The following is a 26,979-nucleotide window of genomic DNA, read 5'->3' on the forward strand; positions in this document are numbered from 1 at the left end:
CACGTTAAAGCAAAAACCCCCTCTGACGAGGGGGTCTACTGTGCCCGAGGTGGGACTCGAACTGCATTCCCTCCCTTGCAAACACTGGGCTCCCGCGGAAACATGCGGAATTCGGCCCGATCCGACCGATGTACGACCCAATCCGAGGCCCAAAGTGTGTACTTTGTACACACCCCCTATTCGCCGCTCCAGAGCACCGCATCCGAGTTCGAATGGATGCGGCTCCTGTTTGCGAGGATCACCCGGCCAGTTGGTGCGACTTCGCCTCGTCATAGCCCAGCATCGTCTTGACGGCGGCGTGCTGCTCCACAATTTGTGCTTCCAAAGGGGCGGCGGGTAGTTCGGCCACGGCCACCTGCCACGAGGGGAACGAACCGGTCAGGGCTGCGGCCGCTTGCATCGCGGCGCCCTTGGTCACGTACTCGTCGAATTCGGGTACCACGACGGGTATGTCCACCATCTGATTGAGGATTCTCTGCACGGCAGGACTCTCCGCCGCGCCGCCGATGAGCAGCAGCCTGCCGGCGTTGACGTTGCAATCGCGGAGGGTGTCAAGCATCGCGACCTGGCTGGCGAGTGTTCCTTCGATGACGGCACGTGCGAAGTTGGGGCGATTGAAATTCGTTAGGGACGCCCCGTGCAGGGAGCCTCGGGCATTGGGCAGGTCGGGGGTTCGTTCGCCTTCAAAGTAGGGCAGCAACGTCAGACCGCTGGCCCCCGGAGCGGCCTGCAATGCCAAGTTGGAGAGCTCTGTGTAACTGCAGCCCAGCAGTGCTGCGCCCAGATCGAAGTTGCGCGCCGCGTTCAGCGTGGCAACCAAGGGAAGGTGGACGCCCGTAGCGTCGGCATAACTGCAGACGTATCCGGCGTAGTCATGTACCGGGGTTGCCGATTTGGCGTAGACAACCCCTGAAGTCCCCAGGGATAGCACCGCGTCCCCCTCGGAAAGTCCGAGGGCAAGGGCTGCGGCGGCGTTGTCGCCACTGCCTATACCGATCGGGATGCCGGCAGGGATGCCCGGGATTCCGGTACCGGTCACGCCTGCTTTGTCGAGTGGGTCAAGGACGCGTGGAAGGAACGCGGATTTGCCGAATGCATGCTCAAAAAGATCCACGCAGTACTCGCCGGTTTCACCGGACCAGTACGCCGTGCCGCTCGCTTCGGACCGGTCAGTGACCAGTTGGTCCACGCCGCCGGTTCCCGGGCCGAAGCCCATCAGACGCCAGGTCAGCCAGTCGTGGACGACGGCCACCGCCGCGGTCCGTCCCGCAGCTTCGGGGTTGGTATCCCGTAGCCACCGGACTTTCGTGACAGTGTCAGAGAGTGTCAGGGGCAGGCCGGTGCGGCGGATCCACTCCTCCCTGCCAAGTTCGTTGTTGAGGTCGGCCATCTGCGAGTGCGACGCGGTGTCATTCCACAGAGGCGACTCGCAGACGACCTCGCCTGCCCCGTCGAGGAACACGGGGGTGTGCTGCTGTCCACTAACGGAGATGGCGACAACGTCATCCAATCCGCCCGCGCGTCGCACCGCTGTGAGCAGTGCGTTCCACCAGGCGTCAGGGTGGACGATTGTTTCGGGCGGGTGCGAGGCTTTGCCTTCACGAACCCGCATTCCGGTGGCAAGGTCCCTCACGGTGACCTTGCAGGTCTGGGTGGACGAATCAACTCCTGCAACCAGCATCATTGCTGCCCTCCTCGATCTTGGTCGCTCGTTCCGGGTTTCACGCGGGGACTCCTTTCAGGTACTCCCACTGGGGTTGATTCTCGGCATGCCACTCGCCCAGGCGGGCATGTCGGCGGTCGTTGACGAGCACGTCTTCGGGTTGGCAGCTGTCCCAGTCGCATGAGACGTCGGAGGCCAGGGCTTGGGCTCCTCTGGAGACAACCTCGTTGAGCTGTGAGACGCTCAGCGGTGTTCCCAGCAGGTCGGCCTTCAGCTGCAGCCATAGCGGGTTGAGGCTTGCCGGTCCGATGACCTTGATGCGGTCCGGTTGTGTGGGGAAAAGCTGGAGCACGTCCTGGAACTGCAAAGCCATGCCCAGGAAACATCCGAGGACGAGGTCCTCGGCGCTTGTATCGGTTCGAAGCCCCGCGATTACTCCGCGTGCGGAGGCACGTTTCGTCGGCGGCGGGCTCCCGCGGAACTGCGGCAGGACCAGCGGGACAGCACTCAAATCCACTTGCCCCGCGACGTAGCGTTCATGCAGCGTGATGATGCACGCTGAGAGCTGTTCGGCCGTCATTGCGAGCATGCTTTGCAACGTCGCGAACGCAGAACCGCCGGTAGGTATGGAGGCGAACAGCGTGTAGTCGGCTCCTGTACAGGAAAGCCCGTTCGCCAGCTTGGACTGTTCAGAGGACTCATCGAGGCTGGGCGCATCACGGAGGAACAGCAATCCCTCCGTGGTGCCGGTGGAGTTCAGCAGCTCGCCGCGGTGGAGGCCAGCTCCGACCGCGCCGACCATGTGGTCGTGGCCGGCTACATGGATCCGTACGTCCTCGGGCAGACCCGTCTCCCGGGCATAGCCGCCTGCGATAGCGGAACCGTCCACGGCGTTGCGCAGTTCGGGAAAAATGCCGACGTCGAGGCCGACGAGGGCGCACGCCTCGACTGACCACTTGCCCAGGCTCAGGTCCAACGCCATGGTGCGGCTGGCCAGGGAGTATTCCGACCAGCGCTGGCCCGTCATCAGTGCGGCCAGATACTCGGCGATATTCAGCCACTGGGCATGGTTGCCTGCACCGCGGGCCTGCCCCGCTGCCCATGCCACCTTCGATAACCCGTAGTTGGCGTTAACCGGCAGGCCGGTGATCCGGTAGATCAGTGCACGGTCGGCCGGCTCCAGCGGGGCAAGATAGTCGGCGCCGCGGTGGTCGTGCCAGAGAATCATCGGAGATGCCAGCGAGAGGTCCGGACGGACGAGGCCGCCGGACTCGCCAACGCCCGTGATTGCTACCCTTTTCACGGTCGCCCGTGCGGATGGTTCCAGATCGCGGATGAAGTCGACGACGGCTTCCGTCAGGGATTCCAGGTCGTAGATTTCTCCCCAGGCGTCCTGGACGGTGGGCGTGGCGTGGCGCGCCGAGGCCACCAGTCCTCCGCCTGCGCCAAACATGCACAGTTTGATACTGGTCGTTCCGACGTCGACCGTGATTGTGGGTAGCACCGGTGTTTCCTCGCTATGCCGCGGACGGGTTCAGGGTGCGGATCCGGCGCTCGACGACATCCGTGATGGCGGTGACGGCGTTCTTTGAAACGCGGATCAGTGAGGTCTCGTTGGGGTTGGCCGCGTAGGCCTCACCGAACGTGCGGATCATGGCGTTGCGCAGGTCGCTGGCGACGTTCACCTTGACCACGCCGAATTCGTGCAGTCGGCCGAGCTGTTCGGACGGCAGGCCGGAGCCGCCGTGAATAACCAGCGGAACAGGGCTTTCCTCCCTGACCTTGGCCAGCAGGTCAAAATCGATCCTGGCGTTCGGGGCATACCCGTGCTGGTTGCCGACCGAGATTGCGAGCATGTCGCAGCCCACGGTGTCGACGAAGTGCTTTACCTGGTCCGGGTTGGTGTAGCTGGCGTGCTCGGGTGCGACGTCGTCCTCTTTGCCGCCGATGCTGCCCAGTTCAGCTTCCAGAGCCACGCTCGGGGGGCACATGAGGCGGGCCTCGGCCGAGACTTTGATGTTCTCTTCGTAGGAGTACTCCGAGTAGTCGATCATGATCGACGTGAACCGGGCGGCCAGGGCTCCTTCGACGGACTCCAGCGACTTGCCGTGATCCAGGTGCAGCGCGACGGGTACGTCGCAGGTCGCCAGGCGGCGGCTGACCATGTCGTAGATGTACTCGTAGCCGGACAGGGAAACGTTGGTCGGTGCCACCTGGATGAAGGTCGGCACTCCCACCCGCTCGACTGCGGCGATGATGCCCATCGTGGTCTCAATGTTGGTGGTGTTGAACGCACCGGCCACGAGTCCCCGGGAGGTGCATTCCTTGATTACATCGATGCCGCTGACCAAAGCCATTGATAGTCCTTTCGAAGCCCGCCGCCTGACAGCGGCGGCGGGGACACGGGTGATGCGCCTGAATCCGGCGTTCGTGTCTGCGTATGAATCTGAGGGGTGACGGCTTCGCGGGTGCCAAGCTGTTCCGTCAATCACAATAAACCGTCATGTACATATTGTCGAGTCTGTACGTACAAAAAGACACTCTAAACGAAGAATCCCTGGGCGCCGAATGGCGGGCATGTGACCAAAAGCCCACACTTGTTGACCACTTCACCCCCCGACCCTATGCTATAGACAGTCCAGCCGATACGTTCTGTACGTACAAGCTTGATAACCAGTGTTGTTTATCCAGGAAGGTTTAAGATGCAAATCGGACCACAGCGCACCAAGGCAGTTGCCCGGGTGCTAGCCGTTACGGCGGCGGGGGCGCTCCTCGCGGGCTCCTTCACCGCCTGCTCCACAGACAACGGCGGCAGCACCGCCGGAGGCGACGTCACCATCAATGTGGCCCTCGCCGCCAATCCCCAGATGAAGACCGCCGAATCCCTCATCAGCGACTTCGAACAGAAGAACCCGGGGATCAAGGTCAAGTTCACGACCCTGCCCGAGAATGACCTCCGGCCCACAGTGACCAAGGACGTGGCGACCAAGGCCGGACAGTTCGACGTGGCCATGATGGGCAGCTACGAGGTCCCGATCTGGGCCAAGAACAACTGGATCATCCCGCTGGAGGACTACGCCACGAAGGATAACGCGTGGAAGAAGGATGACCTTCTGCAGCCCATCAAGGACATCGTCTCCTCCGACGGCAAGCTCTATGGGGCCCCGTTCTACGGGTCCTCGTCGTTCCTGTTCTATCGCAAGGACCTCGCCCAGAAGGCCGGGGTCACGATCTCCCAGACCCCGACGTGGGAAGAGATAGCAGCGGCGGCGGCGAAGATGGATGACAAGGCCAAGGGAACGTCGGGTATCTGCCTCCGCGGCCTGCCGGGCTGGGGCCAGAACCTGGCATCGCTCACCACGGTCATCAACACGTTCGGCGGCCGGTGGTTCGACGAGAAGTGGAATCCGCAGCTGACCTCGCCGGAGACCACGAAGGCGGTCAAGTTCTACGTGGACCTCCTGCGTGCACACGGCCAGGCCGATGCCGCCAAGGACGGCTGGGAGGGCTGCCTGCAGAAGATGAGCCAGGGCACCACGGCCATGTGGTACGACGACACGGTCTTCGCGGGCTCCGTCCTCAATTCCGCGACACCTGAGGTCAAGGCCAACCTTGGCTTCGCCATGGCGCCCACCGGCCCGGCCGATATCAAGTCCGGCTGGCTTTGGTCCTGGGGCCTGGGCATCACCGCAAGCAGCAAGCACCCGGATGCGGCCTGGAAGTTCATCTCATGGGTCACGAGCCCTGACTACATCAAGCTTGCCGGGCAGAAGGCCGGCTGGGACTCCATCCCCCCGGGATCACGCACCTCTACCTACGAACTCCCGGAATACAAACAGGCAACCGCCGCGTACGCAGGCCTGACCTTGGATTCGATCAACGCCGCGAACCCGCTGCAGCCGACCAAGGACAAAGTGCCCTACACGGGTGTTCAGTACGTTCAGATCCCGGAATTCGTCGACATCGGAGATTTTGTCTCCCAGCAGATCGCCGGCGCCATCAGTGGCACCCAGTCCGTGGAGGAAGCCCTTCAGAAGGGCCAGGACTACGCCACCAACGCGGTCAAGTCCGCAGGGTATCTCAAGTAGGACAACTGCGTCGTCCGCGGGAACTCCCCGGAGTTCCCGCGGACATCGCTTAGCTACGATCGGACAATTCCATGGCTACGACCATCACCGCCCCCCCGACCCCCTCCCCGTCCATCGTCCGCGAGCTCACCCGCGTGGAACGCTGGAAGGCGCGCAGCCCGCTTCTGCCGGCCCTCATCTTCACCATCCTGCTGACGCAGCTGCCATTCGTGCTCACGCTGATTTACAGCTTCATGAGCTGGAACCTTCTGAGCAACAAGCCCCCACAATTCAATGGCGGCGCGAACTACCTCGCAACCCTCCAGGACGAAGTCTTCTGGCGCTCCATCGGTAACACCGGAGTCATGACCGGCGTCTCCACGGTGGCCTGCATCGTCATCGGGCTGCTTCTGGCACTGCTGCTCAATCACTCCTTCCCGGGGCGGGGACTCGCGCGCACGCTGGCGATCACTCCCTTCTTCGTGATGCCGGTGGCCGCCACGCTTTTCTGGCGGTCCGCCATATTCGATCCGGGTTTCGGGCTCCTTGGCTGGCTCGCCCGCCAGGTGGGGCTGCCCGCGGTCTCATGGCTCAGCGAGTATCCGATGGCGGCACTGATCATCCTGCTGACCTGGCGCTTCACCCCCTTTGCCATGCTGATTCTGATCGCCGGACTGCAGTCCGCGCCGCAGGATCAGCTTGAAGCGGCAAAGGTGGACGGAGCCGGACCCTTGCGCCAGTTCGGCTCCATCCTCGTCCCGCACCTGCGCCCCTACATTGAGCTGGCCGCCCTGCTGCTGGCCATGAACCTCATCCAGACATTCGGCGAGATCGCGCTTCTCACGGCAGGCGGCCCCGCCTACCAGACCACCAACATCACCTATTACATCTACCTCAAGGGCTTCAATTCCTTCGATTTCGGCCTGGCTTCAGCCCTCGGCGTCGCCGCGCTGCTGATCACCATCGCACTCATACTGCCGGCGCTGCGCCTGCTCTCGGGCATCTTCCAGAAAGAAGGCCGTCGATGACCGCCACTACGACCCGTCGGGCCGCCGGCATCCGCGCCGAAAGCCACACACCCATCCGCCGGCGCCGCCCGACCAAACGACTGAAAAACACGATGATGGGCATCGGGGGATGGCTGGGAAGTCTCATCTTCTTCCTTCCGGTCGCCTACATGCTCCTGAAGAGCTTCCAGACGGAAACAGATGCGGCAGAAGCCACACCCAAACTGATCTTCACACCCACCCTCGGGAACTATGCCGGCGTCTTCCAGGCGGGCTTCTGGCCCTATGCCATCAACTCCCTGATCGTCGTGCTGGCGTCCACGGCCGTGGTTCTCATCCTCGCAGTACCCGCGGCCTACGCCTTGTCGATCCGGCCTGTCGAGAAGGCCCAGGACAGCCTGTTCTTCTTCATCTCCACCAAGATGATGCCCGTGGCAGCAGCCATCATCCCGGTCTACGTCATTGCCTCGGCACTCGGGGTCCTGAACACGCTCGGCATTCTCATCGTCATGCATATCGGCATGAACCTGCCCCTGGCCATCTGGATGATCCGTTCATTCATGCAGGAGATCCCGGAAGAAATCATGGAGGCCTCTGCCGTCGACGGCGCGACCCGGTGGCGCGCCGCACGGTCGATCATTCTCCCGCTGATCAGGCCCGGGCTGGCATCGACGGCACTGCTGTGCGCCGTGTTCTCTTGGAACGAGTACTTCTTCGCGTTGAACCTCACCAATTCGACGTCGACACTGCCGCTGTTCATGCAGAAGTTCCTCAGCTTCGGCGAGCTGTACACCGCACACATCGCCGCGGCAGCCACCATCGTCAGCATTCCCGTTGTTATCGCCGGCTGGATGGCACAGAAATCCCTGGTCCGCGGACTCCTCTTCGGCGCCGTGAAGTAGCGAGCCAGACACGTTTGTCCTGCATGCAGAACATCCGTACCACGAGTTAGGCCCCCGCCGCGCGGCGGGGGCCTTACTCGTGCGTGCAGTGAAGCGTTCCCTGACTGTCGCAGGATGGCCGCGCCCGGCCGGAATATGCCCGGAACCTGGCACGCCTTTGCTCAGTCAAATCAATTTGTACGTACAGTACGTTTCGTCTAGACATATGGGGTAAACCTGACGTATTCTTGTGATCCAGTAGACATCCCGCTCCTGGTGTTCCGGAGCCGGACCAAACTCTCACGGTCGAGGATCGCCCTCTGCCGTAACGAAGCGGAGAGGAGCGCAGATGCGCGCAGTAATTCTGGACGGAACTGGATCAGTTGAGGTTACCGAGATCGAGGACCCGGTCGCAGGAGCCGGCGAGCTCGTCATCGCCCCTGAAGTGGTGGGCATTTGCGGCACCGACATCCATCTTGCCTCCGGCGACTACCCCACCGGCACTTTCCCCGTCGTCCCTGGGCATGAGTTTGCCGGCACGATCGTCCAGGTTGGGTCCGATATCAACGGCTTCAAAATCGGCGATCGGGTCTGCGTGGACCCGAACGTGGCATGCGGCACCTGCGACCAGTGCCAGGCCGGGGCAACGAACCTCTGCCGGAACCTCGTCCCCATCGGAGTCACCAGCAACGGCGCCGTCGCGGAACTGGTCAAGGTCCCGGTTTCTGTGGTTTTCGCCCTGCCCGACGGTATCGACTGGACTACCGCGGCACTGATTGAACCGCTGGCCTGCGTTCTGCACGCCCTGGGCCGGGTCGCCCCGGTCACCGGCAAGCGGGTCCTGATCTACGGCGCAGGCTCCATCGGCCTCCTCGCCGCCGCCCTGGTCAAGGCACGTGGCGCGGCCAGCATCGACATCGTCGAACCCAGCCCGGTTCGGCGGGAGGCAGCCCTCGAGTTCGGCGCGGACCACGCGTACGCCCCCGGGAAACGAACCACCGAACGCGACGTCGACCTGGTCATCGAAGCCAGCGGCCACCCCTCGGCCGTCTCGGACGCCATCGCAAAACTCGCCGAACGAGGCACACTGCTGCAAATGGGCGTCGTCAGCCCAACCGCCAGCATCGATCTCTTCCCCTACGACCTCTTCGACCGGGAACTGTCCTTCGTCGGCTCGCAGTCACTCGCGACGTCCTACCCGGCGGCGGTCGAGGCCATCCAGGAACTCCCGGAACTTGCATCCCGCATGGTGACCCACACGTTCGGGCTCGAAGACTACGCCGCTGCCCTTGAAGCGGCGCACTCCGAATCCGCCCGGAAAGTCCACATCCTGCCGCAGCGCTAAGCCCGGCCTTCACGAAAGTACTCACTGATGTCTGTACAATCCGCTGCAAACAGCGCCACCCGGCCGGCTCTTCTGGACCGGATGGGGCTGCCCCGCCCCCTGATCTGGGGATTTGTCGGGCTCCTGCTCTTCATGGTTGGCGACGGGGTCGAATCCGGCTACATCGCACCCTTCATGGCCTCCCACGGCGCCGGCACCGAAACCAACGCCGCCGTCATCATTACCGCCTACGGCCTCATCGTCACACTAGGCTCCTGGCTCGCCGGGGCGCTTTCCGACGTGCTGGGCCCCCGACGGGTCATGCTGTTCGGCCTCGCTGTCTGGGCTGTCTTTGAGGTGCTCTTCCTGGCCGTCGCCGTCCCGTCCCAGAACTACACACTGATCCTGCTCACCTACGGCATCCGGGGCTTCGGTTATCCGATGTTCGCCTACGGCTTCCTGGTCTGGATTCTGGCAGGAAGCCCGGCGAACCGGCTCGGTTCGGCAGTGTGCTGGTTCTACTTCGCCTTCACCGGCGGCCTTCCCACGCTCGGCTCCCTGCTGGCCAGCGGCACCGAACCCGTCATCGGTGAATATATGACGCTGTGGATCTCACTGGGCACGGTCATCGCCGGCGGCATCATCTGCCTCGTCGGGATCCGCAATGCAAAGGGCGGCGACCGTCTGGCCGCCCCCGGCGTTACAGCCCGCCAGAGCATCATCAACAGTGTCTCCATCGCGGTGAAAATTCCCCGCGTCGGCCTCGGCTGCCTCATCCGTGTCGTCAACACCGCACCCCAGTTCGGATTCCTGGTCTTCCTTCCGACCGTCTTCGCCACACAGCTCGGCTTCGGCACCGCCGGTTGGCTGCAGCTGATCTTCACCATGGGATTCGCGAACATCTTCGCCAACCTGTTCTTCGGCGTCCTCAGCGACAAGCTCGGCTGGCACCGCACGCTGCGCTGGTTCGGGTGCATCGGCTCTGCCGTCAGCTCCTTGTGCTTCTACTTCGTTCCCCAAATGACCGGCCCGCAGTACTGGGTCGCGGTTGTTTGCGCCGCCTTCTACGGCGTGACCCTCGCCGGCTTCACGCCCATCTCGGTACTGATGTCCTTGATGGCACCTGGACAAAAAGGCAACGCTGTGGCTCTGCTGAACCTGGGCGCCGGCGCGGCAACCTTCGTCGGCCCGCTGATCGTCGCGCTCTTCCTTGGTCTCATCGGACCAGGTGGGGTCACGATCATCTTTGCAGCACTGTACGTCGCCGCGGGCGTGGCAGTACGGTGGCTTCGGATTCCCGAGGAGGCCGAGGCCGACAAAAGCGATGCTCCTGCGTCCGCGTTCGTAGGGGTCTAGCCGTACCCGCTTCTTAAGAGGACGAGCCTCCGTTTCAACACCTGAAACGGAGGCTCTTCCTCTTTGCTTTAGCGGTCGGAACTGAGATCCAAGCTGCTTACATTCACCTCGAGGGGAACGATCTCGCTGCGCACCCACGTCTCGTAGACGTCGAAGCGCTCCCCCGCCCTCGTCCAGGACGTGGAGTGGATCCGGATCAGCGGCGAGCCGTCCGTGACGTTAAGCGCCTGGGCGATCTCCGGCGTCGGGTTGACCGCCCGGATCGTCCTGTTGGCCCCGCCGAGGCCGTAACCGGCGCCGGTCAGCAACGCAGACAAGGAAGCCTGCCCGGCGAGGACTTCCTGTGCGCCGGCGATGATCGGCGCCACCGCCGGTGGGCTGTAGTTGATGCTGTACACCGCAGGGGTGCCGTCGACGGACCGCACACGGACCAATTCAAAACCCCTGGTCCCCTCCGGGAGTTCCAAGGAACGGCACGCACTCTCGGGCAGGACCACAGGTCCGGAACGCAGCACCTGGGTGGTGACAGGCCTGTTCTGGTGACCCAACGCGTTCTCCAGGAAGCCCTGCTCGCCCTGAATCATCCAGCCACGATCGGCCGAGGGCTCGCTGGCGAAGACCCCCCGCCCCGGAATGCGGTGGGCAAGGCCCCTGGATTCCAGCAGCTTCAAGGCCTGGCGCACCGTTGCCCTGGACAACCCAAATTCTGTGCAGAGTTCATTCTCGCTCGGCAGCCGCACACCGGACGCGATGTCCTTGGAAGCAATCCTGCGCTCCAGGACATCGAACAACTGGCGGTAGTACGGGGTTGGGGACTGACGGTCGATCGCCTCAGCAGATGCTATGGACACGAGGCCCTCCTTCGTTGAGGTCTGCGCAGAGTGACATTGTCTACCTCATTATAGACGGACCGTACAGTACAGTCAGCTGCCCCCGGGGCGTGATTTTCCGTATTGCCATCCCCGCGTCGCCCCGGCCGGACTTGACTGGTCCCGGCGAGCACCAATAGAGTGAACCTGCTGTCCATACTGTACATACAGTTCGAGCGAAGCGGCTCGGAGTCTGGTGCTGGACGACATCAATGCAAGCAGGCCGTCCGACAGCGACGTGGCTCGTCTACTGAAAGCAGGGCTTCAATGTCCATGGAATACCGCATGCGCCGCACCCTCCCCAGCGCCCGCGCCGCTATCATCATGCCCGTCGACCACGGCCTGATCTTTAAACGCATCGAGGGTCTTGAAACCCCTGCAGCTCCGTTCGCGGCGTGGGCCGCACAAGGGGTCACCGGCTTCATGATGACCCCTGGACAAGTCAAGCAGACAGAGACCTTCTTCGCCCGGAACCCCCACCTGAGCCGCGTACTTACCATCGACACGTACTATGACTACCGGGAAATGGACGGCCGGGGTTCCCACGGCCTGATCACCACGGTTGAAGACGCCGTCCGGATGGGCGTCGATGCCGTGAAGATGCTCTTCCCCTGGAACATGTCCAACGCCGAGAGAGTCGCCATGTGCACCAGGGTCGGGCAGGTCGTGTCCGCCTGCGACCGTTGGGACATCCCCTCGATTCTGGAGCCGGTTCTCATCGGCGCCCCGCGCACCGAAGACGTCATCGCCGAGGAAGAACAGGTCGCCCGTATCGCCTATGACCTCGGCGCCCACATCATCAAGATTGCTTTCCCCGGGGAGGAGCGCACCAAGCGACTCGTCGACGAACTCGGCGTGCCACTGGTGATCGCTGGCGGCCCCCTCGCCGGCGAGCCTGCAGATACCATCGACGCAGTTGCGGAAACCATCCGCGCTGGTGCTCGAGGTGTGATCGTCGGCCGGAACATCTGGCAGCGTGAACGCGTAGTCGCGGAGAAAACTCTCGCGGAAATTGCTTCCCTGACCCAGAGCGTTTCCTTCAACGACTAAGACCGGCAACCTTTACACCACGTCGATCAAAGGATGGCGAAATATGGGCGGACCAAGCGAACGTACTGAGGTCGCCTGTGGCATCGACATCGGCAGCACGAACCTCAAAGTCGTCGCCCTTGACCGCACCGGCCGCGTCGTCGCACGCGCCAGGCAAACCACACCCCGCGATCCCTCCGACCTTTCCATCGATGCCCAGGGGATCCTGGACGCTATCGAGGACATGATCATTGAGGCCTGCGGGACCGAGTACATCGTTGCCGCGGTGGCATCAGCGGGCGTGGGAGAAGACGGGGTTCTCGTGGACAAGAACCGCCGGCCACTTGGCCGCGCCCTGGCGTGGTTCGACCCGCGCCGGACCCGGCTTTTCGAGGGCTTGGAACCGCGGCTTCCCTCCGCGGAAGGGATCGGCGTCAACACCAATCCCTCCCACACCCTCATCGGTTGGCTTTGGTCCAGCCGACAGGACAACAGCGGCAGTGCCGCCTCATGGGCGGCCGTCACCGACTTCGCCTCATGCTGCTGGTCACGAAAGTCTTTCATCAGCGACACCCTCGCCGCGCGCACCGCGGCCTGGGACATGCGGACACGGACGTGGCTGACGGACCGCGTTGAGATGACGCTGGGTTCGTCCGACCTGCTGCCGGAAGTGGTCCGGACCGGGGAACCGGTCGGGTCCCTGCGTTCCCCTCGCCTAAGCGGCGCTGGCGTACTAGCTCCCCATGCCACCGTAGTCGCCGGTGGCCACGACCACCCCATCGGGGGGTGGGGCGTCGACCAGCTGCAACCGGGCGCGATTCTTGATTCCATGGGCACCGCGGAAGTAGTGGTAGCCCAGTCCCCCACATCGCACGTGCCCCGATTCGGCAACTGCGATGTCGCACCAGGCATACTCAGCCAGGGCAGCACCCTCCTGAACGTCACCGAGCTGGCCCGCAACGTCCATTGGGCGTCACAGGATCCAGCCGTAGCCGCCGCACTTCAGGCTATTTTCGACGGAAGCCAAGAACCTGACGAATATGTCCATTCGGAAAGCTTCATTCCGGGCGGCCCGGGCGGCATGCGGCCGAGGTACGCCCACGACGCGCCGGCCGCCCCAGGATCGCGGGCTTCGGCCGTGGCCGGTGCCCTGGCCCGGGCCGGCGGAGCGGCCATCCAGTCAGTGGCTTCCAGGATGCCCCCCGGCGCTCCCGTATATGTCGCCGGCGGCTGGGCACGATCGCGGGGCTGGATCGAGATCAAAAAGGCCGTAATCCGCACCGATGTCCACATCATCCCGGAGCCGGAAGTCACCGCCGTCGGGGCCGCACTCTTGGCCGCCCATGCCATCAACTGGGACATTCCCGCAGGAAAGGCCCTGTCGTCGCCAGCCGGGATCGCCTAACGTCCCACCGGCACCAAGCACTAAGGAAGAACATGACCGAAAACACTGGGACCTCCTTTCGTTGGGAAGTCACCGGACATGAACCGCTTCAGATCCGCAAGGACCTGGATGAGGCCGTGGACCGCGCAGTCTTCCACGCCCTCCAGGTTGGGAGTCACGGTGTGCTGGTTACCCAACACAGCTGCACCCTCTACACAGTTGCTCTCAGCACCGACGTCCCCTACGGACAAATCCACGAGCGACGAAAAGCTGAACCTCGGAGCACCGACCGACGGAACGCCGGACCAGATGTCCTGGGATGACCTTGGGCTACTGCTGCGGCTCTCCCCTGGGGAACTGATCGAAGCCACAGACGACAGCACCGGCCAGCGGTGGCAAGGAACCGTCGACGTCGTTGCCCCCAAGCAGGGCCGGCTGTGGATGTACACGGACTTGGGCGAGCGGAAGCTGTTCGACGCCGACATGCACACCATCAGCCAAGGACCCGTGCAGCCTTCGTAAACGAACTCACTGGAAATCAGGCAGCGGCCTGTGCTTCTCAGAAATAGTTCTCAAATGGACCAATCGAACTCCGGTCATTAAATCGAGTTCTGGAAGAGGGAACCTCGACTGACCAGCCGCGTTGGCAGTTCTCCTCACGACGCGATCCGCCGCGTCCCCCCGTCGCGGAAATCAGTCCAATTGCTAGGCCGGCTGTACTGCCCGTCTGATCAGCTGCCGGTGAGGGCGGCTGATGCGGTGAGTTCGACTTTCATGCCGGGGATTCCGAGTTCGTTGACTCCGACGGCGCATCGGACCGGGCGCGGAGATGGGAAGTACTCGCGGTATATGTCGTTGAAGACCTGCCGTTCGCGGAGGTCTGTGAAGTAGATCGTGATGTGCAGGACGCTTTCCAGGCCGCTTCCTGCGCGTTCCAAGGCTGTTCGAAGGTTGTCGAGTATCTGGCGCGATTGGGAGGCGATATCAGGTGACAGCGCGCCGTCTTGTCGGGTGGGTATCTGCGTTGTCCAGATTATTCCCCGGGCGGCTGCGGTGTCTGCCACGAGATCCCCGGCTCGCTTGCGTCGGAGATTGTCATCTGCCCTACCCGTTCTCCGGTTCGCTTCATCCGTACCGATCACCCCGCTCACGGGTCGATCAGCCGAACTCCGGGAAGAGGCGAAGGACGTTGTCACGTGCGATCGCCTGCACGTCCGCCGGTGCGAATCCGGCGTAGTTCTGCACGCCCTCGACTCTGATCGGCACCGCCGCCTCGGCCGCGAACACGTAGTCGGTTCCGAAGACGATGTGCGAGCTGTCGACGACGGTGAGCAGCGATGCGAAGCAATGAGCTGAGGCCGACAGAGCCGTGTCGTAATAGAAGGTGCCCAGAAAATGATCAGGGCCCTCCGGGAGGACGTTGTCTTTGAACCGCAGGTAGTAGCTGAGCTGCTCAGGCATCTTCGACTGCCACTTCGACGAGAGCGAATAGATCTTCCCCATCCCCTCGGCGATCGCCGGCATGGCTCCCCCGAGACCGGCCAGCATCGATGCGGTGACGCTCACCCGGCCGGCGAGGTAGGGGACGGCGCCGCCGGCGTGGGCGAGCACGAAGCGGATGTTCGGGTATTTCTTCGTCACCCCGTTCACCACGAGGGAGAAGGCGGTCCGTGTCGTGTCGAACGTGGCATCCGACGTGGACTCCGGCAAGCAGAGATGAGACTCCTCGAGCCCGGGGCGGTGATTGGGGATGCACAAACGCGACAGCATTCCGGCGGTTCAACTCGTCGAACAGCGGATCGAAACGGGGATCACCGAGGTAGTAGCCGTCATAGTTGCTGAGCAACACCACCCCGTTCAGTGCAGCTCGTCGAACGCGTACCTGAGCTCCTCTAGCGCGGCATCCACGTCGGGCACCGGAAGCGTGGCAAAGACGCCGAACCGGCCAGGGTGGTCGCGCACGAGCGCCGCGCACGCCTCGTTCATCGCCCTTGACAACTGCTTGGCGACAGCCGAGGTCGGGTCCTTGGCCGGGAAATAGACGCCGGGCGCGGAGATCGACACCACAGATCTCGCGATGCCGTGGGCATCCATCACGTCGAGGGCTTTCGAGGCCTCCCACTTAGGAAGCTGTACTCCCAGCCCCTCTGTGACGCCCAGTTTCGACAGGGCCTTCGCATACTCACGCGGGACCACGTGATGATGCAGGTCGATCGCCGCCCAGGTCGTGCCGCTCATCGCTCCTCCGTGCTTCAACGGTTTCAGTGATAAGTGAAGCATCCGCTGGGCAAAGGAGGAACCCTGAAGGCCCAGTACTCCTGAAGCTGCCCCACCCTGCAAAGGTCATCTCATGTGGGCGCCCTTTTTCGGGTGCGGAAGGTTCGGAATGGATAGATCCGGTCTATCCGCCGGCGGCGCGATGTCCGTACCAAGGATTAGGGCGCGCACAACGCCACCTAATCGGTGACGGAAATCCTCGAAAGCGCCAGAGGCGCCGGCTAATGCGGTCCCAGCCCCGTCCCATATGCCGGTCCCCCATCGCGGCCTTTCTCCCCCGCCGCAAAAATCCCATACTGACGCTTCGGGATTCCCGTATGCCGCGCCCGCAAAACTGTCCCGGCTAGGTTGCCCAATCACTACGGCTGCAAGAACCAAGGCCAATGTCATGTCACCCAGAAGTCGTGCCTGCATGAACTCGTGTCAGTAGAAATAGGCAACGGGGGTCACCGATGAGCCACGGCATCCCACGCACACCGGTGTGGACACTGTACACATCACCTTTGGCCGGACAAACGGCCACCAGCTTCTCCCCCAGTCCCCAGGAAACAGCGAATCGGGGCCAAGAATCTGGAAAAGAATTTCGCGCAGGTCATGTCATCACCGCAACCCGACGGCATGGATAGGTGCAAGACCAACGACGCCCACCAGAACACGAGAAAGGAGACCCGGATGACCCCATACGACAGCAGGCGGAGGGCCCACCAGCCAGGGCCCTGAACCCGCCACCCACACAACTTCAAAGGCCACCGCGGCGGCCAGGCACCAGCCGCGAGAAGCGTCAGAGGGACCCGCTCCGGGTAATGTACACACGTTAAAGCAAAAACCCCCTCTGACGAGGGGGAATGCTGTGCCCGAGGTGGGACTCGAACTGCATTCCAGCCCCCGCAACCACAGGGCTCCCGCGGAAACATGCGGAATCCGGGCCGGACCGGCACCAGTACGACCCAGTCCGAGACCCAAAGTGTGTACTTTGTACACACCTTAATTTTGATCGCCGGCCCGGCCCCGGTTTATCCGCTTAGTTCCGCCTGAGTCCGACCGCTTCCTGTGCGAGCCTGGTGATCTTGATCTCGGCGCTTCGGTGAGCGCGCGGCTGCCGTTGGAAGCTGTAAACGACGGAATTCGCATGTTTGGGGACAGAACAAATTCCCCGGTGAGGATCGTCATCGAACCCTAGGCGCCGCTTAAACTGCCGCGGGGCAGCTCCAGCCGGGCACGGCACTGCTACAGCCGACTTTTCGGGCTTTGTATTGCGGCTGGCCCGCTGATCATCCAGACTGGCTACAGATCCGCAGGAGATTGCTTCGGCCGATCCAGCCCGCCAAGTACTCCGGCCGGCCCCGCCCCATCAGAGAATGCCGGGCAACCCCTCTGGAACCACCGCTTCCCGCTCTCCGGCTGTGCCCGGTCCCGGAAGCCCGTGCCCGCTGAGAGCCCCGGCACTTCCCGCAGCGAAAGAGACCATGATGATCAAGCGCCACTCGGATGTCGTCCTGGAAGTCACTGCCCACGACCCGGACACCGTCGAGAACGACCTGAACGCCGCCGTGGAGATCGCACGTGAACACGCCATGAAGGAATGCCGACACGGCATCCTCGTTACCCAGCACGGTTACACCAGCTACACCGTCGTCGTAAGCCGCGATGTCCCCTACGGGCAGACACACGAACGGCGCGAAGAGCCCGCGACTCACGGATAGAGACGGATTCGGGTCCGGCATCTGGAGCGGGGTCGTCCTAGCCTTCGCAGTCGATGCAGTATGAGGGGCCGTTCATTTCGCGCGCGAGCTGGGACCGGTGCCGGCCCAGGAAACAGGAGTAGCAGGTGAACTCGTCCTCGCCACTGTCGTCATTCTCTTTCTGGCGTTTCTTGTCTGACGGGAATGCAAGGTATGCCGGGGGCCCGGTGTTTCTGTGCGGCGGGGACTGGCAGGCCTCGCCGGGGCCCGACAACTGGTCCCGGTCCCGGTCCCGGTCTTGGCCGGCAACGTGGGGAAACGCGCCCCAGCGCTGTCCCGGGAGTCCTTATTGGTCTTGCGCCTCCGGGGTCTCGGATTCGGCCCATTCCAGCGCTGCGACGATGTGTCCTTCGTTGGGCAGTGCCTGTTGTTCGGCCGGGGGGAGGTTGTCGTAGGTGTAGGCGGCGACAGCCATGGGTGAGGTGGAGCGTCCCAGGCTGTACCGGACGCTGCGGTCGTTCTTGGTGCCGCAGATGAGGATCCCGATGGTTTCGTTATGGTGCTGGCGCCGGAGCACGTCGTCCACGAGCGCGACGTAGAAGTTGAGCTTGCCGGCATACTCGGGCTGGAACTTGCCGGTCTTGAGCTCAACGACGACGTAGCCCGTTGGCCGCACTAAGCCGGCACGGAGTGCCGGCTCGCCGGCAGCGGTCACCGATGCCCGCTCGCATAAGTTGCTTGAGGCGGCGGGGCGACTGACTGTATAGACGGGCGGTACACCATTGGCATTTGCGCTATCCGGTGAGAGGTCGCCAGAGCGGTGGAAGCGGGGGATTGAACTGTGGTGCAGATTTGCGGATAAGGCCTGAAAGCTTTGTCAGGCGCCGGGATTCCCGGAGTGCTGGCGGTTGTGCCGGTCGTGGTTCCGGCAACCAGACAGCGGTCCGCCTCGCTCATGCCCTGGCGTCGTGTGTGCGGATGCGTGGTCTGAGACGGTGACATCAAGGCTCCATTGTTTTAGTTGTTCATCATGGCTGAGGGTGTGGTGGTTGAGTGAGCGGTGGGCCCGCCAGACAGCGCGGAGGATGGAAGCTCCTCCGGCCGCCGTGGCTGCAAGAGGGGTGCAAAGAACGCGGCGAGCTCGGCCGTTGCCGTGAGCGGCAAGACGTTGGCCACGTACTGGTCAGGACGAACGACTACCACGACGCCGCCGCGGTCGAGACCGCGCAGGTCGAAGATGTCCGCCGTCGGGTCTGTAGCGTAGACCTTTTCGTAATCCGTGAGCTGCAAGGGGCCGACTCGGGGTTTGAACGCCGCGGGTACGGCGCCGAAGTCGATGGCGGTATGGTCCTGCTGGTAGATCACGTTCACGTCGAACCAGGCATCGGGGTCGGCGCCCTCCGGGGTGGCGGCGAGCGGTGATTCCGGTGAGTTTGCGATCCAGTCGGCGAATTGTTCTGTAGGCGACGCGGTTCCGGCTTGCGGGGTTTGGGGCGTGGCCGGGTCGGCGAAGACGTAGATCCGCCACCGGCCATCCGCTTTCGCTTGGTGGCCGAGCTGCACCGGGTTGGCGTCGCAGACCCGTACAACGGGCGCGGACTTGAAGCGTTTGCCGACGGTGAAGCCGGTTGCCAGGTGCTGGTGTTCAGGGGCGGCCACCACCATGGACGGCGCGTACTCGGTCATGAACCCGGCCGGGAACTCGGCGGTGCGGACGTAGAAGTCCTCCAGCTCCGAGGGGTCTTCGAACTCCTCCGGCCTCTTGGCCATGAGGGTGGACCACTCTTTGTCGAAGTCGATGAGGTTCTTTGCCACCACCTGCCGCTCTGCGGAGTAGGTGGACAGCAGGCTTTCCGGGCTGCGGCCCTCGAGGACGTGTCCGAGCTTCCAGGCCAGGTTGAAGCCGTCCTGCATGGAGACGTTCATGCCCTGGCCGGCCTTGGCGCTGTGCGTGTGGCATGCGTCGCCGGTGATGAACACACGCGGTGTGCGGGTGCCGCGCTGCTCCGGCAGGACGTCGTCGAACCGGTCCGTGAGCCGGTGGCCCACCTCGTACACGCTGTGCCACGCGATGTTGCGGACGTCGAGGGTGTAGGGGTGGAGGATCTCGTTCGCCTTGTGGATGATTTCCTCGATGGTGGTGTTGCGCACGGCGCCCTTGTTGTTGGGGTCCACCTCACCGAGGTCAACGTACATCCTGAAGAGGTGGCCGCCTTCGCGAGGGATCAGCAGGATGCTGCCGCCGGAGCCGGACTGGATTGCGCACTTGAGGCGGATGTCCGGGAAATCGGTATTGGCGAGCACGTCCATAACGCCCCAGGCATGGTTGGCCTGATCCCCGGCGAGGGTGCAGCCGATCGACTCGCGCACCTTGCTGCGCGCGCCGTCCGCACCGACAACGTATTTGGCCCGGACAACGCGCTCCTGCCCCTCATTGGGGCCGGAGGTGTGGAGAAGGGTCACGGTGACGGGGTACTCCCCCTCGTCCGCGACGCTCAGGGAACGGAACTCAAAGCCATAGTCGGGTGACATGCGTGTGGGCGAGTCGGCCATGAACTCGGCAAAGTAGTCCAGTACACGGGCTTGGTTAACGACAAGGTGCGGGAACTCGCTGATTTCGGCGGGGTCATCCGGGGTGCGGGCAGTGCGGATGATGCGGGAGGGGTCCGCGGGGTCCGGCTTCCAGAACGCCGTCTCGGTGATCCGGTACGCCTCGGCGATGATCCTCTCGGCAAAGCCGAAGGCTTGAAAGGTCTCGACTGTGCGGGTCTGGATTCCGTCGGCCTGACCAATGGCGAGCCTCCCGGGGCGACGCTCCACGATGCGCGTGGCGACACCGGGGAACTGGGACAATTGCGCGGCCGCGAGCATGCCGGCAGGCCCGGTGCCGACAACCAACACATCGACCTCCTCCGGGAGCTCAGCCGGCCTGTTAATGCCGACTCCTGCTGCCGGCTGGACCCGCGGGTTCCCGGATACGTAACCGTGATGGTGAAACTGCACCGATTCCTCACTTCGTTGTAAGCGGTTAGCGTCGAAGTTCCTCAGAACTAGACGCTTGGTATCTGAAATTTTGACTATCCGCACTTGCCAAGGCGGTACGGACTCCAGGGATCCATCCCAAGTTACTGCTACTGTTGCGTGGCTTCACCGGGACAGGCCCGAACAGAAAAACGTCGGGCGGCGGGCATGGAGCCCGCGAACCTCGGAACGAACCTCCTGGGGATGCCCCGGGTTCAACGCCTGTGGTCGATCGCGGTACCCGTCCAGTTGCCGATGAACCAGCTGAAAGTTCGGGGTGTGCGTGGGGAAATCAGGGGCTATCCGGATTCAAGGCCCCCTGCGAAACAATATTGGCCGCCCCTTTAGTCTGTCCGTGAGGGCTGTTGCTCCATCGATGCAATGAGGCGGTAGCTGAATTCTTGGGCCACTTGGAGATGCTCGGGTTTCATGGTGCAGGATCTCAGGACAGTGGTGTAGTCACTATCAACTACGATCGAAGGATGGTTCCGCGCAAGCCACTTGCTGTCGACCCGATACAGTGCCAAGTGCCAGCCGTCCCGGGCCATGTCCGCAAACGCATCCTCTGTTGCCGCAGATATCTGGCTGCTCGTAGGACGTCGAGGGAAGGCACAAACGATGTCAAGTTCAGGTTCGACCACTAGCTCGGCGCCGTCGGCGGCTCTGATGATTTCAGCTACTTGCAGTGCGGCCCTTCGGCCGTCGGCGATATTCGATCCCATTCCGTCGCGTGACAACCCGAGAGCTTCAACCGTGGCCCAAAAAGCCGCCGCCGACGCCCCCGCTCTCGAGCACTCCAGACTGATCTCCCCAAGATGGAGGTCAGAAGATGTGAAGTAGGTGTAGGGGGAACTGTGCGAATAGAGCTTGCCGACAGATGGGTCAGCGAAGAGAACAGATCCGCATCCGTACGGTTGAAGTCCGTGCTTGTGCGGATCTACGACGATTGAATCCGCCCGGCGAACGGCTAGGAAGGGGGCAGGATCAACCAGCGGTTCCGGACCAGTTGCCAGGAGGGTGTGAAATCCTCCGTAAGCTGCATCGATATGTAGCCGGGCGCCGAATTCGGCTGCCAGGTCGGCGGCCTCATGGACTTGGTCCAGTGCACCAAGACCGGTCGTGCCCAGAGTCACGACAACGGTGCCGACCCCGCCTCGCGCCAGCCTAATCCTTAGATCCGCCATCGAAAGACGGCCCCGGTCGTCTTCCGGAATGGTCTCATGCGGGGTTCCGAGCAACCGGCACATGCGCTCGTGGGTGTAGTGGGCGTTGGTTCCGGACAGTATGACCTTACCTGGATGCAATTCCCTGGCAACCCAGAGCGCCTCAAGGTTAGCGATGGTGCCGGACGATGTCAGATGGCCCAGATGTTCCTCAAAACCGAACATCACTGCGAGTTTGGCCACGACTTCCTTTTCAAGAACCGCGGTGGCCGGGCCGCCGTCCAGAGCATGATTATTCGGATTGATCAATGCTGTGAGGGCCTGTGCAACCCAAGCCACGGGGTGCGGCGGTTTCAGGAGTTGTCCGATATATTTCGCATCCCCGTACGGATACATGTTGGCCAGTCGTTCAACCAGGGAAGACAGGGCGGCTGAGCCTGATGAGTCAATGCTTGGTCCTCCGGCCCACAAAGTGGCGTACGCCTCCAAGTCTTTGGCGCGCTGCCTTAGTTCGGCGATCACGTCGTCGTCCAACCGGACGTCTTGAGCCCTCATTAGTATCTCCTATCGTTCTAGCTGGTCCGGGGAGTCGGGTGGTGCAGCAACAGCTTGCGCAGCAGTTCGGCCAGGATCGAGGCTTCGGTTTCGGTGAGTCCCGCGGCCCAGGCCTGCTCGCGCTGGTTGTTGATCTGGCAGAGATCGGCCACCATTTGCTCGCCTTCGTCCGAAAGCTCCACTATGGTCTTGCGCTTGTCTTCTGGATCCGGCGCTCGGGTAACGAGCCCGGACTTCTGCAATGTGTTGAGCAGGCTGGACATGGAGGCCGTGGAAACGCTGGACAGCCGGGCGAGCTCGTTTGGGTTCACCTGTCCTACCGACCTGATGGTGAACAGCAGGCGGTAGCCGGCGAAGCTGATGCCCATGGGACGGTGCACCGAGACTTCCATGTCTGTGGTCATCCGGTTTGCGGCGCGGATGAGATTAAAGCACAACGCCATGGCGGGAGAATCGACGTCCGGGTACAGCTCGATGGCAGCGGTACGGGCCAATGATTCGTATTCGGAGGACCCGATGCGCTGTATCTTCTGGGTATTAGTGGTCATTCCGACTCCAGAGTCTTTTTCGCGACGGTGACGCCGAACACGCGTATCTGCGCCAGATGCTGTTTCTTGCTCGCCGATGCTGATGTCAACGATGTTGTTGTGGCCCAATAGGATGTCACTGGGAGTACGTTCAGCACGCTGCCCTGAACGTCCCAGCCCATGGTGACCTGTCCCTCTTCGCCCTCGACTACGACAGCCAAGTTCTTGTAGGACTCGTCGAACGGGTACCGGCATCGGAAGCACTCCTCGACAGTGGCGAATTCCTCTGCGGCTGCAGCAATCACATTTTCTCCAAGAGTAACCAAGCGATGGTGGCTGAATTTAGCTAGAAGTCTAGCCTATTTTTTCGAACCGCGCCAGCTCGAACTGAAGCGCGGCGCGCCCGCATTGGTATTTTTTTCCTGCACCATCCGCTTGACCAGCTGTTATCAGGCGGGTAAGACGCGGCTCATTAGAAGTTGTACTCGCCCACTTGCCACATATTTCGAGCACGGTCTTGTTCGCGCACTCCACCTGTGGCTTGTTGTCCATTGGAGTTTGTTAGCTATCTAGCGATTCTTTTCCAGGCATATATTGAGATCGGTACGTTTGCGAGAAAGGCATGCGGCGCCTACCAAACGACTCAATCTGCAGTGGAGAGCAGCCTGATCGGACCACGTATCGCAAACGATGCTTCGTTTACGGAGATCGCTGACACCGTTCACTGACGCGACTTGCCGATGTTGGCCAGATCCAGGCCAAGTATCTTGTGGATGGTCGTTTGCGATAGATGCAGTCGCTGCGTTCACTAGTGAGTTGTCGGAATCCGACAAAGACTGAGAAGAGACACAATCCCCGCAGCAACCGATGCTGAGTCGAGGTCGCAAACGGGTACGGGAAGAGCGGCGGGACACGCGTTTGCATGCCCTCCGCCGCTCTTCCTTTGTGGGTTCATTTGCTGAAGCCTGCTGTCACGCCGGCGACGAGCTGGCGGCGGCCAACGATATAGACAAAGACGAGTGGCAGGGCGGAGAGGACGACCGCGGCGAGGATGGCCGGGGTGTTGATGGTGAACTCTCCCTGGAACGCCCATAGTGATAGTGGCAGCACTCGGTTTGCCGCACTCTGGGTCAGGATCAGCGGGAAGAGGAAGCTGTTCCAGACGTTGAGCGCGTTGTACACGGCGATTGTGGCGATTGCCGGGCGGATCAGCGGGAACGCCAGGCGGTGAATGAGTGACGGCCAACAACTGGCCACCGGAAACAGCAAAAGGACGACACATAACCCTAGATATTCCAGCAAGCAGAGGGCCCACCGGCCAGGGCCCAGATCCCGCCACCCACACAAGCGAACAGGCCACCGCGGCGCCAGCCACAAACCGCGGACAACGTCGGAGGAACCCGCGGAGGGTCAATGTCCACACATTAAAGCAAAACCCCTCTGACGAAGGGTTATGCGTGCCCGAGGGGGCCTGCTGCCGCCTAGCATGCTCGTCGCGTAGCGTGCTCGTTGGGCGATGCGAGCAGTGGCGAGCACTCCCCCAGCGAACGGCTGTCATGTTGTGCGCTGCGCGTCCAGGATCACGCCTTGAGCCACCTGAACTGATGCCCCCAGCTCTTTCTCGGACCGGTAGCAGGCGTCGATAATCCGCGCTACGGCAAGGGCATCCGTGACCGGTGCCACCACAGATTCACCAGTGCGGATGCTGTCGATCCATCCGCGCATTTCCGTGCGGAAATTGCTGATGTTCTCCAACTCGGGCAGCTCAGAGAACTTGTTCGCATCAGTACGGGCGAACGGCGGAGTGAAATAGCTCTGCGTCCATTCGGTCCAGCCGGCGGACCAACCGGCCCGGTCCTTCTCGACGTAGACCCTTAGCTTTTGGGGAAGGACGCCGATCCCGATCATTCCAGCGGTGCCGTAGACGGATATACCTGAGCTTTCGAACCATTCGAGTCGGTCATGGCTGTCGAAGCTGAACGTAGCGGACATGTCGGGGTAATTCAGCAGCACAGCCGCGGAGTCCTCGCGGCTCGACTCGTCGGAGAGCATCGGGGACTTGTGCACTCGCGCATTGACGGACTCCGGCACCCCAAACATGCTGACCAGGGAATCGAGCATGTGGCACCCGATGATCCACAGCGCCCCGCCCATGTCCCCCGGTTGGTTGAGATGTGCTGTGAGATGCTCCCCGGCCAGGGAGGCACCTCTGGCCGACACGCTGACCACGTTCCCGATGGTCCCGGCGCCTATGAGCTCCTTTGCCCGAGTGACCGACTGTGCCAGGCGGACGTTGTAGCCGACCTGGACTACCAATCCCGGAGCGGCCAGGGTCTCCGCCTCGGCCAGCTTCAGCAGGTCATCGACTGTTCCGCCGCCCGGCTTCTCTACGACGACAGATTTTCCCGCGGCGAGGGCCCGCAGAGCATGGGGGACCATGTCCTTGCTCTTGGAATGCACCATGATCGCGGTGATGCGGTCGTCCTGGAGCACCCCGTCGATGTCGCGGGCCTCCATGTCGTACTTGTTGGTGAAGTACTTCAGTCGCGGATCGTCGTCTGCGGCAGCCACCACCTCGACGCCTGCTATTTCGCGGAGGGCGCGGACCCGCGCGGAAGCGTGCGGGTGGGTGATTCCCAGAAGTCCTACGGCGATCGGTTTCAAAGTGCTGTCTCCTGTCGATTTTTACTACCGGGGCTTTGGTCATGGTGTTGGATCTGGCGGCTACCTTGCAGGCCAGGTTCTGTTGTTTGTGCCCCTAGGCCTCAGCGGTCACCTATGGGCTGCGCTCTCATCCGGCTCATCGTGCCACCAGCCTTCCCAGGGGAATGACGCCAGGACTCCCTGGGGGAACCCCGTCTCCATTGGGCTGTCCTGCGCGATCAGGTCGCCGCCGTAACCAGCGCCGTCGACCAGAACGGAAATTCGGTGGAGCAGCAATCTCATCGTTTTCTCCCAGACTGAGTAACCAGGTTTATCGGCGTTTGAGCAGACCAAAGGTTGCGGGTCTGGTTGTTCGTGACCTCGGCCTGAAGGTTTACAAAGTCCCGCTCTTTCAGGCCGCACTGAGGTAAGAGAGGTCAAAGCGTTGGTCGTGACCGCTTGGCGAGGTCCATCGGATCGACATAAGTCCTGGTTACCTCGGCCCTGGTGAACAACCTGCGACCGTGCCCGCCGTTGAGAAGCACCCACAGATACTCACCGTCAGCAGATGCAGCGTCAACAATCCCGGAGTGGGAAGATTTGGCGCAAACCACCCAGACGTGATCACCCGGGCAGAGCTCGCCCCAGTGAGCAGGGGTGGCCGAATTGTTTGCATGAGCCTCGCCAGCGGGCTCCTTGCCCCAATTCTGTGTGGATGACGAATTCAACTGGGACTCCGTTTCAAGGCTCCGTGAGTGCATGTGATGGTTTTTTTCTGTTGCTCGTCTTACTTATGCGACCGGCGAGACCGGGTTGTCCTGCTGATGGTTTCGCCGGCCGACCACCACCCAAATTGCGATGCAATCTTCGTTGAAAGGGTTGCTGAGCCGGTGAGGGGCGGAAGAGACGAAGTTGATGCTGTCTCCGGCGCTAAGTGTTCCCATGGAGGACCCGGCCTCCACGTTGAGTCTTCCTTCAAGAATGTGGAAGTATTCATGTCCCCCGTGCCGCATGAGGTTATCCGGCGGGCAGGATTCAGTGCCGCTTCCGTACGTGACGCGAAGCAGTTCCACATTGGGGTCGTTCTCCGCAGTGAGTCGCTCCCAGAGGACACCATCGACACGGAGTTTTGGACGGTTCTTCGCTTCCAGAAGTCCAGGAAGTTCGTTACTCCCTGTAGATGGCACCAGAGGTGTCACCGCACCTTCGGATGACCAGGGCCGCCCGTCTTCAAAGACGGCTGGAGTTTCAACAACCCGAAGACTGGTACCTGCCGACGGAAATTGCCCCGCATCCTGCAGTACCGCATCAAGGGACAAGCCCAGTGCTGATACGAGGGCGTAAAGGGTTCCGACAGACGGTGTTGTGCGGCCCAGCTCGACCTGTGAAACGAGGCTGGCGGAGACGTCCACACGGCGCGCAAGCTCGCGTACGGAGAGCTTGGCGCTCTGCCGGGCGTAACGAAGACGCATGCCAAGCTGGATGGCGGCGTCCGATCGTGCCTCCGGGGCTGGTGCGCTCATGGTGTTCC

24 protein-coding genes and 2 pseudogenes are annotated in these 26,979 nt (G+C 62.4%); 9 read left to right on the forward strand and 17 right to left on the reverse strand.

Features of this window, described 5'->3' with window-relative positions; translation table 11 throughout:
• Window positions 1-238: 238 nt before the first annotated feature.
• From MRBLAR12_RS06880 to MRBLAR12_RS06890, 3 genes are read right to left on the reverse strand one after another with little or no spacing between them, the layout of a single operon-like run.
• Entirely contained in the window at window positions 239-1,684 is a 1,446-nt protein-coding gene (locus tag MRBLAR12_RS06880) for an FGGY family carbohydrate kinase (RefSeq protein WP_364744626.1), read from the reverse strand.
• 37 nt (window positions 1,685-1,721) lie between these two features.
• Window positions 1,722-3,167, reverse strand: coding sequence for an FGGY-family carbohydrate kinase (locus MRBLAR12_RS06885; RefSeq protein ID WP_364744628.1), 1,446 nt, complete (start codon window positions 3,165-3,167; stop codon window positions 1,722-1,724).
• 13 nt (window positions 3,168-3,180) lie between these two features.
• Complete coding sequence (locus tag MRBLAR12_RS06890) at window positions 3,181-4,020, reverse strand: class II fructose-bisphosphate aldolase (protein WP_364744631.1); 840 nt, start codon at window positions 4,018-4,020, stop codon at window positions 3,181-3,183.
• Between the two features lie 345 nt (window positions 4,021-4,365).
• On the opposite strand from MRBLAR12_RS06890, the gene MRBLAR12_RS06895 reads away from it, so the two are divergent.
• The 5 genes from MRBLAR12_RS06895 (at window position 4,366) to MRBLAR12_RS06915 (ending at window position 10,298) form a co-directional block, all read left to right on the forward strand.
• Entirely contained in the window at window positions 4,366-5,751 is a 1,386-nt protein-coding gene (locus tag MRBLAR12_RS06895; RefSeq protein ID WP_364744633.1) for an ABC transporter substrate-binding protein, read from the forward strand.
• A 71-nt stretch (window positions 5,752-5,822) separates the two neighbouring features.
• Window positions 5,823-6,758 carry a carbohydrate ABC transporter permease gene (locus tag MRBLAR12_RS06900; RefSeq protein ID WP_364744635.1) on the forward strand — a complete coding sequence of 312 codons (936 nt, stop codon included), beginning with the start codon at window positions 5,823-5,825 and terminating at the stop codon, window positions 6,756-6,758.
• Window positions 6,755-7,639, forward strand: a complete 885-nt coding sequence (locus tag MRBLAR12_RS06905; RefSeq protein WP_364744637.1) for a carbohydrate ABC transporter permease — start codon at window positions 6,755-6,757, stop codon at window positions 7,637-7,639. The genes MRBLAR12_RS06900 and MRBLAR12_RS06905 overlap by 4 nt, the downstream gene beginning before the upstream one ends.
• Before the next feature lie 328 nt (window positions 7,640-7,967).
• Window positions 7,968-8,963: an alcohol dehydrogenase catalytic domain-containing protein gene (locus MRBLAR12_RS06910; protein WP_364744639.1), complete on the forward strand. Its 996-nt coding sequence runs from the start codon at window positions 7,968-7,970 to the stop codon at window positions 8,961-8,963.
• A gap of 27 nt (window positions 8,964-8,990) precedes the next feature.
• Window positions 8,991-10,298 carry an MFS transporter gene (locus tag MRBLAR12_RS06915; RefSeq protein WP_364744641.1) on the forward strand — a complete coding sequence of 436 codons (1,308 nt, stop codon included), beginning with the start codon at window positions 8,991-8,993 and terminating at the stop codon, window positions 10,296-10,298.
• A gap of 68 nt (window positions 10,299-10,366) precedes the next feature.
• On the opposite strand, the gene MRBLAR12_RS06920 is transcribed toward MRBLAR12_RS06915, so the two are convergent.
• Entirely contained in the window at window positions 10,367-11,149 is a 783-nt protein-coding gene (locus MRBLAR12_RS06920; protein WP_364744644.1) for a GntR family transcriptional regulator, read from the reverse strand.
• Window positions 11,150-11,434: 285 nt separating this feature from the next.
• Here MRBLAR12_RS06920 and MRBLAR12_RS06925 point away from each other — a divergent pair, with 285 nt between their 5' ends.
• The 3 genes from MRBLAR12_RS06925 to MRBLAR12_RS06935 all read left to right on the forward strand — a co-directional run bounded on the left by MRBLAR12_RS06925 (window position 11,435) and on the right by MRBLAR12_RS06935 (window position 14,102).
• Window positions 11,435-12,217: a class I fructose-bisphosphate aldolase gene (locus MRBLAR12_RS06925; protein WP_364744646.1), complete on the forward strand. Its 783-nt coding sequence runs from the start codon at window positions 11,435-11,437 to the stop codon at window positions 12,215-12,217.
• 43 nt (window positions 12,218-12,260) lie between these two features.
• On the forward strand, window positions 12,261-13,601 hold the full coding sequence (locus tag MRBLAR12_RS06930; protein ID WP_364744649.1) for an FGGY-family carbohydrate kinase: 1,341 nt from the start codon (window positions 12,261-12,263) through the stop codon (window positions 13,599-13,601).
• Window positions 13,602-13,799: 198 nt separating this feature from the next.
• Window positions 13,800-14,102 carry a hypothetical protein gene (locus MRBLAR12_RS06935; RefSeq protein ID WP_364744651.1) on the forward strand — a complete coding sequence of 101 codons (303 nt, stop codon included), beginning with the start codon at window positions 13,800-13,802 and terminating at the stop codon, window positions 14,100-14,102.
• Window positions 14,103-14,311: 209 nt separating this feature from the next.
• Here the strand turns inward: MRBLAR12_RS06935 and MRBLAR12_RS06940 are convergent, their stop codons facing one another.
• From MRBLAR12_RS06940 to MRBLAR12_RS06950, 3 genes are all read right to left on the reverse strand, one after another.
• Entirely contained in the window at window positions 14,312-14,776 is a 465-nt protein-coding gene (locus MRBLAR12_RS06940) for a RidA family protein (RefSeq protein ID WP_364744654.1), read from the reverse strand.
• Window positions 14,739-15,290: an amidohydrolase family protein gene (locus MRBLAR12_RS06945; RefSeq protein ID WP_364744657.1), complete on the reverse strand. Its 552-nt coding sequence runs from the start codon at window positions 15,288-15,290 to the stop codon at window positions 14,739-14,741. The genes MRBLAR12_RS06940 and MRBLAR12_RS06945 overlap by 38 nt, the downstream gene beginning before the upstream one ends.
• 147 nt (window positions 15,291-15,437) lie before the next feature.
• Complete coding sequence (locus MRBLAR12_RS06950; protein WP_364744659.1) at window positions 15,438-15,818, reverse strand: amidohydrolase family protein; 381 nt, start codon at window positions 15,816-15,818, stop codon at window positions 15,438-15,440.
• 1,505 nt (window positions 15,819-17,323) lie between these two features.
• Here MRBLAR12_RS06950 and MRBLAR12_RS06955 point away from each other — a divergent pair.
• Complete coding sequence (locus MRBLAR12_RS06955; RefSeq protein ID WP_229993626.1) at window positions 17,324-17,560, forward strand: hypothetical protein; 237 nt, start codon at window positions 17,324-17,326, stop codon at window positions 17,558-17,560.
• 37 nt (window positions 17,561-17,597) lie between these two features.
• Here MRBLAR12_RS06955 and MRBLAR12_RS06960 read toward each other — a convergent pair.
• From MRBLAR12_RS06960 to MRBLAR12_RS07005, 10 genes and pseudogenes are all read right to left on the reverse strand, one after another.
• Window positions 17,598-17,699: pseudogene (locus MRBLAR12_RS06960) on the reverse strand (DUF4193 family protein); the annotation flags it as partial.
• A 186-nt stretch (window positions 17,700-17,885) separates the two neighbouring features.
• Window positions 17,886-18,254 (reverse strand): PDDEXK nuclease domain-containing protein, encoded by a 369-nt coding sequence (locus MRBLAR12_RS06965; RefSeq protein ID WP_364744668.1) that lies wholly within the window; start codon window positions 18,252-18,254, stop codon window positions 17,886-17,888.
• A 302-nt stretch (window positions 18,255-18,556) separates the two neighbouring features.
• Window positions 18,557-20,542, reverse strand: a complete 1,986-nt coding sequence (locus MRBLAR12_RS06970) for an FAD-binding monooxygenase (RefSeq protein WP_229993624.1) — start codon at window positions 20,540-20,542, stop codon at window positions 18,557-18,559.
• A gap of 362 nt (window positions 20,543-20,904) precedes the next feature.
• The gene (locus tag MRBLAR12_RS06975; RefSeq protein WP_229993623.1) at window positions 20,905-22,278 is read right to left on the reverse strand and encodes a pyridoxal phosphate-dependent decarboxylase family protein; all 1,374 of its coding nucleotides are present in this window, start codon (window positions 22,276-22,278) and stop codon (window positions 20,905-20,907) included.
• 17 nt (window positions 22,279-22,295) lie between these two features.
• Window positions 22,296-22,826 carry a MarR family winged helix-turn-helix transcriptional regulator gene (locus tag MRBLAR12_RS06980; RefSeq protein ID WP_229993622.1) on the reverse strand — a complete coding sequence of 177 codons (531 nt, stop codon included), beginning with the start codon at window positions 22,824-22,826 and terminating at the stop codon, window positions 22,296-22,298.
• Window positions 22,823-23,110 carry a hypothetical protein gene (locus tag MRBLAR12_RS06985; RefSeq protein ID WP_364744673.1) on the reverse strand — a complete coding sequence of 96 codons (288 nt, stop codon included), beginning with the start codon at window positions 23,108-23,110 and terminating at the stop codon, window positions 22,823-22,825. The genes MRBLAR12_RS06980 and MRBLAR12_RS06985 overlap by 4 nt, the downstream gene beginning before the upstream one ends.
• Window positions 23,111-23,159: 49 nt before the next feature.
• Window positions 23,160-23,357, reverse strand: coding sequence for a hypothetical protein (locus MRBLAR12_RS06990; RefSeq protein ID WP_229993620.1), 198 nt, complete (start codon window positions 23,355-23,357; stop codon window positions 23,160-23,162).
• Between the two features lie 399 nt (window positions 23,358-23,756).
• Window positions 23,757-24,032 (reverse strand): annotated as a pseudogene (locus MRBLAR12_RS06995) (carbohydrate ABC transporter permease); the annotation flags it as partial.
• Window positions 24,033-24,359: 327 nt separating this feature from the next.
• The gene (locus MRBLAR12_RS07000; protein ID WP_229993619.1) at window positions 24,360-25,469 is read right to left on the reverse strand and encodes a Gfo/Idh/MocA family protein; all 1,110 of its coding nucleotides are present in this window, start codon (window positions 25,467-25,469) and stop codon (window positions 24,360-24,362) included.
• Between the two features lie 770 nt (window positions 25,470-26,239).
• Window positions 26,240-26,971 (reverse strand): helix-turn-helix domain-containing protein, encoded by a 732-nt coding sequence (locus MRBLAR12_RS07005; RefSeq protein ID WP_364744677.1) that lies wholly within the window; start codon window positions 26,969-26,971, stop codon window positions 26,240-26,242.
• Window positions 26,972-26,979: the final 8 nt, after the last annotated feature.

Origin of the sequence: Arthrobacter sp. LAR12-1-1.1 (assembly GCF_040676555.1) — a bacterium.
GTDB lineage: Bacteria > Actinomycetota > Actinomycetes > Actinomycetales > Micrococcaceae > Arthrobacter.